12 protein-coding genes and 2 tRNA genes are annotated in these 12,372 nt (G+C 72.2%); 4 read left to right on the forward strand and 10 right to left on the reverse strand.

Annotation, left to right across the window (positions count from 1 at the left end):
• Nucleotides 1–193 precede the first annotated feature (193 nt).
• Together ACFVTF_RS29680 and ACFVTF_RS29685 are read left to right on the forward strand one after the other, a co-directional pair.
• Nucleotides 194–1,069 (forward strand): hypothetical protein, encoded by an 876-nt coding sequence (locus ACFVTF_RS29680; RefSeq protein ID WP_387817444.1) that lies wholly within the window; start codon nucleotides 194–196, stop codon nucleotides 1,067–1,069.
• Nucleotides 1,070–1,171: 102 nt separating this feature from the next.
• Entirely contained in the window at nucleotides 1,172–1,966 is a 795-nt protein-coding gene (locus ACFVTF_RS29685) for a hypothetical protein (protein ID WP_387817445.1), read from the forward strand.
• A 97-nt stretch (nucleotides 1,967–2,063) separates the two neighbouring features.
• Here the strand turns inward: ACFVTF_RS29685 and clpX are convergent, their stop codons facing one another.
• The 5 genes from clpX to ACFVTF_RS29710 form a co-directional block, all read right to left on the reverse strand.
• The gene (gene clpX / locus ACFVTF_RS29690) at nucleotides 2,064–3,353 is read right to left on the reverse strand and encodes an ATP-dependent Clp protease ATP-binding subunit ClpX (RefSeq protein ID WP_063347569.1); all 1,290 of its coding nucleotides are present in this window, start codon (nucleotides 3,351–3,353) and stop codon (nucleotides 2,064–2,066) included.
• Between the two features lie 249 nt (nucleotides 3,354–3,602).
• Nucleotides 3,603–4,265 carry an ATP-dependent Clp protease proteolytic subunit gene (locus ACFVTF_RS29695; RefSeq protein ID WP_350886164.1) on the reverse strand — a complete coding sequence of 221 codons (663 nt, stop codon included), beginning with the start codon at nucleotides 4,263–4,265 and terminating at the stop codon, nucleotides 3,603–3,605.
• 56 nt (nucleotides 4,266–4,321) lie between these two features.
• Nucleotides 4,322–4,939, reverse strand: coding sequence for an ATP-dependent Clp protease proteolytic subunit (locus tag ACFVTF_RS29700; protein WP_360211667.1), 618 nt, complete (start codon nucleotides 4,937–4,939; stop codon nucleotides 4,322–4,324).
• Between the two features lie 265 nt (nucleotides 4,940–5,204).
• The gene (gene tig / locus ACFVTF_RS29705) at nucleotides 5,205–6,599 is read right to left on the reverse strand and encodes a trigger factor (RefSeq protein ID WP_350886166.1); all 1,395 of its coding nucleotides are present in this window, start codon (nucleotides 6,597–6,599) and stop codon (nucleotides 5,205–5,207) included.
• 295 nt (nucleotides 6,600–6,894) lie between these two features.
• A tRNA-Pro gene (locus ACFVTF_RS29710) sits at nucleotides 6,895–6,968 on the reverse strand.
• A 157-nt stretch (nucleotides 6,969–7,125) separates the two neighbouring features.
• Between ACFVTF_RS29710 and ACFVTF_RS29715 the strand changes: the two genes are divergently transcribed.
• Nucleotides 7,126–7,196, forward strand: a tRNA-Gly gene (locus ACFVTF_RS29715).
• A gap of 82 nt (nucleotides 7,197–7,278) precedes the next feature.
• On the opposite strand, the gene ACFVTF_RS29720 is transcribed toward ACFVTF_RS29715, so the two are convergent.
• Nucleotides 7,279–7,848, reverse strand: a complete 570-nt coding sequence (locus tag ACFVTF_RS29720) for a hypothetical protein (protein WP_371516939.1) — start codon at nucleotides 7,846–7,848, stop codon at nucleotides 7,279–7,281.
• Between the two features lie 210 nt (nucleotides 7,849–8,058).
• On the opposite strand from ACFVTF_RS29720, the gene ACFVTF_RS29725 reads away from it, so the two are divergent.
• On the forward strand, nucleotides 8,059–8,850 hold the full coding sequence (locus ACFVTF_RS29725; protein ID WP_387817446.1) for a DUF6348 family protein: 792 nt from the start codon (nucleotides 8,059–8,061) through the stop codon (nucleotides 8,848–8,850).
• A 34-nt stretch (nucleotides 8,851–8,884) separates the two neighbouring features.
• On the opposite strand, the gene ACFVTF_RS29730 is transcribed toward ACFVTF_RS29725, so the two are convergent.
• The 4 genes from ACFVTF_RS29730 to ACFVTF_RS29745 form a co-directional block, all read right to left on the reverse strand.
• Nucleotides 8,885–9,082 carry a hypothetical protein gene (locus ACFVTF_RS29730; protein WP_063347574.1) on the reverse strand — a complete coding sequence of 66 codons (198 nt, stop codon included), beginning with the start codon at nucleotides 9,080–9,082 and terminating at the stop codon, nucleotides 8,885–8,887.
• 501 nt (nucleotides 9,083–9,583) lie between these two features.
• Nucleotides 9,584–10,723 carry a PP2C family protein-serine/threonine phosphatase gene (locus tag ACFVTF_RS29735; RefSeq protein ID WP_371516941.1) on the reverse strand — a complete coding sequence of 380 codons (1,140 nt, stop codon included), beginning with the start codon at nucleotides 10,721–10,723 and terminating at the stop codon, nucleotides 9,584–9,586.
• Between the two features lie 384 nt (nucleotides 10,724–11,107).
• Nucleotides 11,108–11,593 (reverse strand): ribose-5-phosphate isomerase, encoded by a 486-nt coding sequence (locus ACFVTF_RS29740; RefSeq protein ID WP_387817447.1) that lies wholly within the window; start codon nucleotides 11,591–11,593, stop codon nucleotides 11,108–11,110.
• Nucleotides 11,594–11,637: 44 nt separating this feature from the next.
• Nucleotides 11,638–12,237 (reverse strand): biotin transporter BioY, encoded by a 600-nt coding sequence (locus ACFVTF_RS29745; RefSeq protein ID WP_350886174.1) that lies wholly within the window; start codon nucleotides 12,235–12,237, stop codon nucleotides 11,638–11,640.
• Between the last annotated feature and the right edge of the window lie 135 nt (nucleotides 12,238–12,372).

Genomic DNA, 12,372 nt, shown 5'->3' on the forward strand with positions numbered 1-12,372 from the left:
CGGTCACGACGCACAGTTTACGTAACCGCGGGCACGTGTTACGAACCGCTTTCCCCGCGCGGACGCGACCCGCCCGATCGGCTCGGTGGCGGACACCGTACGGTACCGTTCCCGGGCACTCGTCCGGTGTCCGCACGGGCCCCGGGACGACACGACGACAGGCCGCGGGTGCGGCGGGGGAGCACGGACGCAGATGTACGGCCAGGGCCAGCAGTATCCGCAGGGACAACCGCAGGGACAGCCTCAGCCGTACGGGGGCCAGCCCCCGTACGGCCCGCCGCAGCCACCGCCGCCCTACGGCGCCCCGCCGCAGCCGCCCCAGTACGGCTACCCGCCGCAGGACGGCCAGCCCTACGGCGCTCCCCAGCCGCCCTACGGTGCCCCGCAGCAGCCGTACGGCGCCCCGCAGCCCCCGTACGGCTACCCGCCGCAGGCCCCGTACGGCCAGCCGGGCTACCCGCCGCCGCCGAAGAAGGGCCGGACCGGCCTGGTGGTCGGCCTGGTCGTGGGCGCGCTGGTGCTGGGCGGCGGCGGCTTCGCCGCGTGGAAGCTCCTCGGCGACGACCAGGGCGGCCGGTACAAGATCTCCGCGCCGCAGTCGCTGCCGGACGGCTACACCCAGAAGTCGGCCAAGGAGGAGGCCGTCGACCCGGCCAAGCCCGAGGCGGCGAAGTTCGGCAAGAACCTCACCGTGCTGGCGGCCAGCTACAGCAAGGGCTCCGACGCGCTCGACACGCTCTCCGTGGTCGGCGTCTACGGGGACCTCAACGACCCCGGCCAGATCATCGACGACTCGAGGAAGGACACCGGCGGGCTGACCTGGTCCACGCCGCTGACGGACTTCCCGGCGCAGGACGGCCACAGCTCCTCGGCGAAGCTCGCCTGCGGCGTGGCCGGCGTCATCGCGGGCAAGGCCGGGCCCACGGTCTGCGTGTGGGCGGACAAGTCCACCACCGGCCGGATCACCTTCAGCAAGATCAGCCTGACCGGCGGCGTCCAGGGCCTCACCCCGGCCCAGGCCGCGGACCGGACCCGGGCGATCCGCGACGCCATGGTCGTCGCCAGGTAACCCGGGCACCGCCCCGCCGCGCCACCACACGTCACCACCACGTTCCCGCCGCCGCCGGCCGCGCCGGGCGGCACCCGGGCATCGCCATCAGAGAGGCCTCGCGTGACCGAGCAGAACCCCTACGGCCCCCCGCCGCAGCCGGGACACGACGCACCGCCGCCCCCGCCGGCCCCGCCGGGCTACGGCGGCATCCCGCCGCAGAGCCCGCCGCCCGGCTACCCGCCGGTCGGCGAGCCGGGTGCCTACCCGGGCGCCTACCCGGGGTACGGCGCCTACCCGCCGGTGCCGCCGCCGCGCAAGTCCCGCAGGACGCTCTGGACCGTGCTCGGCGTCGTCGGCGCCTTCGTGCTGCTGGGCGGCGGCACGCTCGCCTACTTCGTCTACGACGTCGCCAGCAACGCGGGCACCCAGAAGATCGTCCTGCCGGCCACGTTCAAGGACCTGCGCCAGAGCGACGACCCCCAGGTCGCCGACACCCTGGAGAAGGGGCTCACCTCCAGCTTCGGCAAGGGCGACGGCAACTGGAACCCCACCGGGGTGGGCGCCCTCTACCAGAACGCGCAGTCGGAGCCGCAGCTGGTCGTGTTCGGCGGCTACGGCAAGGTCCTGGCGCCGAAGCAGGAACTGGACCAGGCGTTCCAGGGCATGGCCTCCACCGGCCGCAAGCTCAACGACCGGCGCGTGGTGGACGCCGGCCCCAAGGGCGGCGCGATGGAGTGCGCCGTGGTCACCGGCGGCGAGAACGAGGCCGGGACCATGATGGGCATCTGCTCCTGGGCCGACAGCAGCGGCCTGGTGATGGTCATGACGGTGGCCGACCCGAGCGCCAAGCCGGACCTGGACAAGCTCGCCGCCGACACCCGCGACCTGCGCGCGGTCGCCGAGGTCCCCAAGTAGTCCACCGGGAACCGCCGGTGACCCTCCGGGCACCGGGAGACGCCGAAGGGCCCCGCACCGGTCGGTGCGGGGCCCTTTCGGATGCGGCGGGCGCGGGTCAGGCGCTCTTCTCGCGCCGCTCGCGCTTGATCATGTCGCGCGGGACGAGGGTGGGGATGGCGTGCTTGGAGACCACGTCCCCGGTGACCACCACGCGGGCGACGTCCTGACGCGAGGGCACCTCGTACATCACGGACATCAGCACCTCCTCCATGATGGCCCGCAGGCCGCGCGCGCCGGTGCCGCGCAGGATCGCCTGGTCGGCGATCGCCTCCAGCGCGTCCCGGGAGAACTCCAGCTCCACGCCGTCCAGTTCGAAGAGCTTGCGGTACTGCTTGACCAGCGCGTTCTTCGGCTCGGTGAGGATCTGCAGGAGCGCCTCGCGGTCCAGGTTGTGCACGCTGGTGATCACCGGCAGCCGGCCGATGAACTCGGGGATCATGCCGAACTTCACCAGGTCCTCCGGCATCACCTGGCGGAAGTGGTCGCTGGCGTCCGACTCCCGCTTGGAGCGGATGTTGGCGCCGAAGCCGATGCCCTTGGCGCCGGCCCGGCCCTCGATGATCCGCTCCAGGCCGGCGAACGCGCCGCCGACGATGAACAGCACGTTGGTGGTGTCGATCTGGATGAACTCCTGGTGCGGGTGCTTGCGCCCGCCCTGCGGCGGCACCGAGGCGGTGGTGCCCTCCAGGATCTTCAGCAGCGCCTGCTGCACGCCCTCGCCGGAGACGTCCCGGGTGATCGACGGGTTCTCGCTCTTGCGCGCGACCTTGTCGATCTCGTCGATGTAGATGATCCCGGTCTCGGCCTTCTTGACGTCGTAGTCGGCCGCCTGGATCAGCTTGAGCAGGATGTTCTCGACGTCCTCGCCGACGTACCCGGCCTCGGTCAGCGCGGTGGCGTCCGCGATCGCGAACGGCACGTTGAGCATCCGGGCCAGGGTCTGCGCCAGCAGCGTCTTGCCGGAGCCGGTGGGGCCCAGCAGCAGGATGTTGGACTTGGCCAGCTCGATGGCGTCCTCGCGGCCGTTGCCGCCGCTGCGGCCCGCCTCGCCGGCCTGGACGCGCTTGTAGTGGTTGTAGACCGCCACCGACAGCGCCTTCTTGGCGAGGTCCTGGCCGACCACGTACTGGTCCAGGAACTCGTAGATCTCCCGCGGCTTCGGCAGCTCCTCGAAGCGCACCTCGGAGGTCTCGGCGAGTTCCTCCTCGATGATCTCGTTGCACAGGTCGATGCACTCGTCGCAGATGTACACGCCTGGGCCGGCGATCAGCTTCTTCACCTGCTTCTGCGACTTGCCGCAGAACGAGCACTTGAGCAGGTCGCCACCGTCTCCGATGCGTGCCACGAGGTGCTTCCCCTTCGCCAGGGGCCCCGCAGGGGTTCCGGGGCCTGGTGCTGTGGACCGTCAACGCCGACGGCGATCGGTCTCGCTATCCGACGGTACTCTGCCGGGCCCCTGATTCCGTCCTCTTCGCCGGGTCTGCCCTACGCCCTGGGCGAATTGATACCGAACAGATGCCGTTGCGGAGGCCGCCGACGAACCGGAGCGGGGCGCGCACGCAGGATGCACGCCCCGCCTCGGAGGGTGCCGGCCTCAGGAGGTCAGCGAGGTCTTGCGGGTGGAGATGATCTGGTCGACGAGGCCGTACTCCAGGGCCTCCTCGGCGGTGAGGATCTTGTCGCGCTCGATGTCCTCGCGCACCTGCTCCACCGGCTTGTTGGAGTGCTTGGAGAGCATCTGCTCCAGCTGCTCGCGCATCCGGAAGATCTCCTTGGCCTGGATCTCCAGGTCGGACACCTGGCCGCGGCCCGTCTCGGTGTACGGCTGGTGGATCAGGATGCGGGCGTTCGGCAGCGCCATCCGCTTGCCGGGGGTGCCGGCGGCGAGCAGCACGGCAGCGGCGGAGGCCGCCTGGCCCATGCAGACCGTGGTGATGTCCGGCTTCACGTACTGCATGGTGTCGTAGATGGCCGTCAGGGCCGTGAACGAGCCGCCGGGCGAGTTGATGTACATCTGGATCTCGCGGTCCGGGTCCATCGACTCCAGGCACAGCAGCTGCGCCATGATGTCGTTCGCCGAGACGTCGTCGACCTGCGAGCCGAGGAAGATGATGCGCTCCTCGAACAGCTTGGCGTACGGGTCGTACTCGCGGATGCCCTGCGTGGTGCGCTCGACGAAGCGCGGGACGATGTAGCGACCCTCGGCGCGCATGTCCTCGACGCGGGCCTGGGCGGCCGACAGGCTGGGGATGTTCATGGGGGTTCTTGTCCTCCGGGGCGTTGTGGCTGTGGTCTCGTGGGCCGGGCCGAGGCTCAGGCGCCCGTGCCGCCGCCGCCGGGGACGTCCGCGGCGCTGTGCATGATCGCGTCGATCAGGCCGTACTCCAGGGCCTCCTCCGGCGTGAACCAACGGTCGCGGTCGGAGTCCCTGGTGATCTGCTCGAAGGACTGGCCGCTGTGGAAGGCGATCAGCTCGGACATCCGCTTCTTGGTGCGCAGCAGCTGCTCGGCCTGGATGCGGATGTCGGTGGCGGAGCCGCCGAGGCCGGCGGAGGGCTGGTGCATCAGGATGTTGGCGTTCGGCAGCGAGAAGCGCTTGCCCTTGGCGCCGGCGGTCAGCAGGAACTGGCCCATCGAGGCCGCCATGCCCATCGCGATGGTGACGACGTCGTTCTTGATGTACTGCATGGTGTCGTAGATCGCCATGCCCGCCGAGATCGAACCGCCCGGGGAGTTGATGTAAAGGAAGATGTCCTTTTCCGGGTCCGCGGCCAGCAGCAGCAGCTGGGCGGTGATCTTGTTGGCGATGTCGTCGTCGACCTGCTGGCCGAGGAAGATGATCCGCTCGTTGAGCAGCCGGTTGTACACCTGGTCGCCCAGGCCGCCGAGCACGTCACCAGAGGCGGCGTGCGGCGCCATCGGGCCAGGCATCTGCATCTGCGGGAACGTCACTTAGCCACCTGCTCAGTCGATTTGGACGGTCGCTCCACGGCCGTCACGGTGTCGCACAGCTTCCGGGTATCACGGTGTGATTGGTGCTGTCCAAGGACCCTAACGCGCAGGCCGGGCCGCAGAATCCCTCACGCAGAACTGTTCGCTGTGAGCGCAGGGTCGGGCCCGCCCCGGGGGACGACGACGGGCCCGGACACCGTACGGCGTCCGGGCCCGTCGCAGACCTCAGGGGTTACCGGGGCACTCAGGCCTCGGTCTTCTCCTCGGCGGCGGTCTCCTCGGCGGCGGGGGCCTCGACGGTCTCGGCCGTCTCGTCCTCGTCGTCGAAGTTGACCTCGTTGCCCTCGGTGTCGACGACCTTGGCGGCCTCGACCACGGTGGCCAGCGCCTTGCCGCGGGCGACCTCGCCGACCAGCAGCGGCACCTGGCCACCCTGGACGACCTGCTGCGCGAACTGGTCCGGGGTGAGACCCGAGCCGGCGGCGCGGCGGATGAGGTGCTCGGTCAGCTCCTCCTGGTTAACACCCAGCTCTTCGTCGGCGACGATCTGGTCCAGGACGAACTGGGTCTTGATGCCCTTCTTCGCCTGCTCCTCGATCTCGGCGTCCCACTCCTCGCGGGTCTTGCCCTGGGTCTCCAGGTAGCTGTCGATGTCGAGGCCCATCGGCTGGAGCTGGTGGTGCTCCAGGTTGTGCTTGCGGGTCTCGACCTCGTCCTTGAGGAGCTTCTCCGGGAACTCGATCTCGACCAGGCCGAGCAGGGCGTCCAGCACCTTCTCCTGGGCCTGGGTGGCCTGGTCGTACTCCTTCATGCGCTCCAGGCGCTTGCGGGAGTCGTCGCGCAGGGCCTCCAGGGTGTCGAACTCGCTGGCCAGCTGGGCGAACTCGTCGTCCAGCTCGGGCAGCTCCTTCTCCTGGACGGCGGTGACGGTGACGGTGACCTCGGAGGTCTGGCCCGCCTGGGTGCCACCCTTGAGCTCGGTGGAGAAGGTGGCGGTGCCACCGGCCTCCAGGCCGGTCACGGCGTCGTCGATGCCGTCGATCAGGCGGCCCGAGCCGATCTCGTAGCTGACGCCGTTGGCGGTGCCGTCCTCCGGCACCTCACCGTCGACCTTGGCGATCAGGTCCACGACCACGATGTCGCCGGCGGCCGCGGCGCGCTCGACGTCCTTGACCGAGGAGAAGCGCTCGCGCAGCTGCTCCAGGGACTTCTCGATGTCCTCGTCGGAGACGACGATCGGGTCGACGGTCACCTCGATGGAGGCGAAGTCCGGAAGGGTGATCTCCGGACGGATGTCCACCTCGGCGGTGAACTTCAGGTCACCGCCATCGGCGATCTTCTCGACACCCTCGATGTTGGTGATGTCGGGCTGGCCGAGGACCTCGATCTTGCCCTCGTCGACGGCCTGCGTGTAGAAGCGCGGCAGGGCGTCGTTGACGGCCTCCTCCAGCACGGCACCGCGGCCGAAACGCTGGTCGATGACGCGAGCCGGGATCTTGCCCTTGCGGAAGCCCGGAACCGTGACCTGCTGGTTGATCTTCTTGTACGCCGCGTCGAGGCTGGGCTTGAGCTCCTCGAAGGGCACCTCGACGGTGAGTCGAACCCGGGTCGGGTTCAGAGTCTCGACGGCGCTCTTCACGGTTAGGTCTCCTATGGGCTTGCGGTCAGGTTGCCTCCGCCGTTCCCGGCCGCCGGCCGAAGCCGTGCGAGTGGGTCGGGCGAGACGGGCGATGAAGGGTTGGAGCTGCATCTCCCGTGGGGGGGTGGACGGTGAGAGTGACTCCTCGCCCTCGTGCGGTTGACCTGGGTTGAGACCGCAGGGACTACCGCCAGCGCCCCATCCTACCGGTACCACGAAAGGCGGACGCCAGGCGCCACCGTCGGGCCCGAACAGAACAGGGCCCCGCCACGGTGGACGAGACCCTGCCGCACTGTCGGGGTGACCGGATTCGAACCGACGGCCTTCCGCTCCCAAAGCGGACGCGCTACCAAACTGCGCCACACCCCGTGGTGCCGAGAGGAAGCGTACACGTCGGGCCCTGGCGGCTCGCCGACATATTCGGGGGCGGTCCGAGGGAGCGCGCGAGGAATCCGGTGTGCACGGAAGCGGCCGGACCAGGTACGCTGTCCCCCGAACTTCCGGCCGGCAACGACCGGGGGATCGCGCGGGCGTAGCTCAATGGTAGAGCCCTAGTCTTCCAAACTAGTCACGCGAGTTCGATTCTCGTCGCCCGCTCATCGGCCCGGCCCCGGTGCGTCTCCACGCACCGGGGCCGTCGGCGTTTCCGGGCGGCCCTCCCGGCCCCGCGGGGGCCGGTTCAGAGTCCGAGCCGGGCGGCCCGGGCGGCGGCCCGGTCGAGCAGCCGGTGGACGTCGGACTCCCGGGTGGCGGGCCGGTCGTTGTACTCGTCCGGGGAGCGCGCCGGGCGGCCGGTCGCGTGCAGCACCTCCATCAGCTGGACCCGGGCGGTGCGCACGGTGGCCGGGGTGCCGTAGCCGTGCGCGAGGACGGCGGCCTGGGCGCCGAGCAGGCAGACCCGGCCGCCCGCGTCCCACATCGCGCCCTGCAGCCAGCCGTGGGCGCCGATGTAGCGGGAGGCGAGCCGCAGGTGGTCGGCGGCGCTGACCGGCACCGGGCGGGGCGGTCGGCGCAGCGCCCGGTCGAGCAGGGTGGCCCGGGGCGCCGGGTGGCCGGCGGACCACGGCCGCACGGCGGTGCCGTGGGGGCAGACGTACGGCACCGGGTGGCGCGCGGGGGCGGGCAGCGAGGCGAGGTAGGCCTCGATCTCGGCGGCCAGGCCGGAGCCGTCCGGGCCCGCCAGGAGGGGCGGAAGGGGCGCCGGAGGAGCCGTCAGGGGCAGCGGAGGGGGCGTGGTGGCGCGGGTCATGCGGGCTCTCCAGGCGGGCGGCAGGGCCCCGGCCGGCGGCCACGGGGCGATTCCGCTTCCCAAACTGGTGCATTCCAGACATTTCCGCGACCGGAGAACCGGGGAGGCCGGACGGTTTCCCGCCTGGCTGCCGGGCCGATAGCCTCGGCGGCGTTCGAGCGCAGTTCGAGCGGGAGCTCACCCGCCGCGCTCCGAGGTGGAGGAGTCCCGGTGCGTCCCCAGGAGCGGCTGGCCGTCATACAGCGCTGTGTCGTCCGGGAGATGGCACGCCTCGGGCAGGAGTTCACCGCCGACGGCGAGGTGGTGCGCGGCCCGGGGACGACGGCGGTGGCGGTGCGCGAGCACCCCGGGGACGACGGCGCCGGCCACGTCGACCTCGGCTACGTGCTGCACCTGGGCCGGGCGGACGCCCCGGTGGTGTGGGACTGCGCGGCCGGCCTCGGCAAGACCGAGGAGGAGAAGCTCGCCAACGCGGTGAAGATGTGGGCGACCACCACCGCCTCGGTGCTGGCCGAGCTGACGGACGGGCGCGGCGTGCACGCCGACCACGCGGACCACGCGGAACTCCCCGGCTGGCACGCCGTCCAGGGGCCGGCGGCGGTCTTCGGCTTCGGCAACGAGCACCTGGCGGGCTGGCTCGCCGAGCACCGGGTGCTGCCCGCGCTCGCGCCCGCGCTGCGGCCGCAGCTGGCCGGGCCGGGGCCGGTCGGGGTGAAGCTCTTCCTGGGCGGGAAGGCGGGCGACGACGTCGCCGAGGTCCGGGTCGACGGCGAGGTGTCGGAGGCCGCGTCGGCGGCGCTGCGCGCGATGGACTGGCCGCGGGGCGAACGGCTGTGCTGGGCACGGCTGTTCGTGCTGTTGACGGCCGAGCCGACGGCGTCGGGGCAGACCGCCGCGGCGGGTGCCGCGGCACCCGCGCCGATGCGCGCCCCCGCCCGGGCGGCGGCCCGCCCCCGGGGGCTGTTCGCCCGCTGGCGGGAGGCCAGACGGGCCGGCCGGTGATCCCCTCGCGGGGCTCGCGGACGGCCCGGCCGGGTCAGCCGCCGGTAATGCCCGAGATGCTGTGGGCGAGGTTCGCCAGCAGGGAGTTGATCGAGCCCGCGACCGTGGTCTCGTGCAGCATGAAGCCGAACAGGGCGGCGATGATGCCGTGCGCGATCTTCAACTGCTTGTTGCGGATGAAGATGATGCACAGGATTGCGAACAGGACCAGCGCGGAGACGGAGAGTGCCACCCGGACTCACTTCCTCGTTTCATAGCGTGGTGCCGCCGCCCGGCGGCACCTGCGAAGCCGGACCCCGGCCTGTCCGACGGTCCCGAGGCGGAATCGCGGATCGACCGGCACACCACCGGCGAGGGAGCCCGGCGCGGTCGAACGTTGTCTGCCGTGCCGCACGTGACGCCCCCCATCCCCCGAATCCTGAACAGTCCCGCCCGGACTCAGTGTGGTCGACCGTGCCGATTGCGTAAAGGTCTGACAGTCAGCCCAACGCCGATATCCTGCGATGCGAGACGAGTTTCCGCCGACCGGGACGATAGCGGAGCCGTTCTGACGAATCGTCGCCGGGGCGGCGCTGAGCGGCCGGAAGGCGGCCGGGGGCGGGTAACGGAAGCCGCAGGTCCGGTCAGCCGACGGGGCGGCCGATTTGGCCGAAGATCGGCTGCCCGGCTTGACAGCACGTGCCCGCGGCATGTGCCGGTCCGTCCGGTGACGGACGGCCTGGCCGAGGGGGCGTCAGTCGCGCCAGAGCAGCAGGACCGCGCGGTCGTCGTTGATGTCCCGGGCCACCGTCTCGATCAGCGCGGACGCCGCGCCGGCCCCCGCGCCCGGACCGCTGCCGGGCACCAGCCGGTCCGCCTCCCCCATCAGCCGGTCCATCCCCTCGGAGAGGTCCCGGCCCGGCTCCTCGACCATGCCGTCGGTGCACAGCATCAGCACGTCGCCGCGGTTCAGCCGGCCGCGCACGCCGTCGAACTTCGCGCCGTCGTAGATCCCGAGCAGCGGGCCCTCGGCCTCCTTGACCTCCCAGCGCCCGGCGCCCGCCAGCCGCTGCATCCCCGGCAGGTGCCCGGCCGACAGCAGCTCGTACTCGCCGGTGTCCAGGTCCAGCACCAGGTGGACGGCGGTCGCGAAGCCCTCCTCCCAGGACTGGCGCAGCAGGTAGCCGTTGGCGGCGGGCAGGAAGTCGTGCGCGGGCAGCGAGCCCACCAGGCCGCCGAAGGCGCCGGAGAGCAGCAGCGCGCGGGAGCCGGCGTCCATGCCCTTGCCGGAGACGTCCGCGAGGACCACCTCCAGCAGCCGCTGGCCCGGGCCGGTGCGGGCGGCGACCACGAAGTCCCCGGAGAAGGACTGCCCGCCGGCCGGGCGCAGCGCCATGTCGGCGTGCCAGCCGTCCGGCAGCTCCGGCACCCGGCTCTGCACCCGCAGCCGCTCGCGCAGGTCGAACAGCATGGTCGAGCCGCCCCACCAGGGCACACCGACCCTGGCCCGGAACTGGGCCAGCAGCAGGCCGCCCACCCCGGCGGCCCCGACCACCAGGGCCGCGCCCGGGGTGACGCCGTAGATGTAGGCCTCGGGGTTCTCGCTGGCCACCCGCTGGCCGGTGTGGATCACCGACTCGGCGGACAGGCCGAGCGCCGCCAGCGCGTACAGCACCACCAGGCTGCCGGGGCGCAGCAGCAGCGCGCCGGCCAGGATCGGCAGGACCAGCGCGGTGGGCGGGGCCCAGGCGGGGGCCCAGATGTTGAGCAGGATCAGCAGCGGGACGAGCAGGGCGAGCGCGCAGAGCACCGGCCAGTCGGCGGCGCCGCCGCGGAAGTAGTCGACACCGGCCGTGCGCAGCCTTCGGCGGACCCGGCGGAGCCTCCTGCGCAACCGGGCCGTCACGGGTCCGGACGCCGTGACGGCGCCGGGCCTCGTCGCAGTCGTCTGGGGCGGTGCGCCCGGCGGTCTGCCAGCCATGGGGCCCGACCCTATCCACGGGCACCGCCCGGCGTCGACGGGCCGGACGCGAGCGGGTGTGCCGTGGCGCGGGCCCGTCAGCCGGTTTCGGCCGATTGCCGCGACGGCGGGCGCGGCGTCAGGAGGCGTGCGCCGGTTGGGCGTACGAACCACGCGGGCGGCGCACGCGCCCCGCGCGTACCGGCGCCGGCGCGCCCGGCCCTGTGGCCGATGACACAGCCGTACGGGCCCGGGAACGGCGGCGGCCGGCCGCGTGGAGCGTGCGGCCGGCCGACGGAGGGTGGACGGGGGGAGGGATCAGCCCTGCGGGTGGTGGGCCGGGATCGGCGGGAGCTCGCCGGTGGTCTCGTACTCGGTCAGCATCTCGATCCGGCGGGTGTGCCGGGGCTCGCCGCTGTAGGGGGTGTTGAGGAAGACCTCGACGAACTTGGTGGCCTCCTCCAGCGTGTGCATGCGGCCGCCGACGGAGATCACGTTGGCGTTGTTGTGCTCGCGGCCGAGCCCGGCGGTCTGCTCGCTCCAGGCCAGTGCCGCCCGCACGCCCTTGACCTTGTTGGCGGCGATCGCCTCACCGTTGCCCGAGCCGCCGATGACGACGCCCAGCGCCTCCGGGTCGGCGGCGGTGCGCTCGGCGGCGCGCAGGCAGAACGGCGGGTAGTCGTCCTCGGCGTCGTAGATGTGCGGCCCGCAGTCGACCGGCTCGTGGCCGGCCTCCTTGAGCCACTCCACGAGGTGGTTCTTCAGTTCGTATCCGGCATGGTCTGAGCCCAGGTACACGCGCATGCCATGAGTGTGGCATGCGCGTGCGCCCGGGCCCGGCAGGGGGCTCACCGCTTCGCGGCGAGCTTCCAGACCAGCGGCAGGGCCCCGGCGGCGAGGACGGCCTTCAGGGCGTCGCCGACCAGGTACGGGTAGAGGCCGAGCTCGGCCGCCCGGGCGAGCGGGACGTGCAGCGACAGGGCCAGGTACGGGACGCCGACCGCGTAGATGGCGAGGCTGCCGAGGACCATGGTGACGGCGGTGTTCACCGGGCTCCGGTCGGCGCCGCGGCGGGCCAGCTCGCCGGTCAGGCCGGCCGCCAGGACGAAGCCGAGCACGTAGCCGAGCGAGGGCATCGTCCAGCCGGAGGTGCCCTCGGCGAACCAGGGCATCCCCGCCAGGCCGGCCAGCAGGTAGAGGGCGAGCGAGGCGATGCCGCGGCGGGCTCCGAGCGCGGTGCCGACCAGCAGGGCGGCGAAGGTCTGGCCGGTGACGGGCACCGGCGAGCCGGGGATGTTCACCGACAGCTGGGCGGCCACGCCGGTCAGGGCGGCGCCGCCGGCCACCAGGGCCAGGTCGCGGGCCTGGGCGCCGAGGCGGGTGGTGGCGGCGGGCAGCAGGTCGGCGAGGACGGCGCGGCGCGGTATCGGGGTGGTGGCAGTGGCCATCGGGGGTCTCCTGTGGGGTGCTCAGGTGAGTGAACACCTGTGAACCTACGTGGTGATCCACTACGCCACCGCCACGGTTTCGGACAAAGCACCGCCCCCGACCGTTGTCGGAACCGGCCCATTCCGGCCCATATC

This window comes from Kitasatospora sp. NPDC057940, from assembly GCF_042887425.1.
GTDB lineage: Bacteria > Actinomycetota > Actinomycetes > Streptomycetales > Streptomycetaceae > Kitasatospora.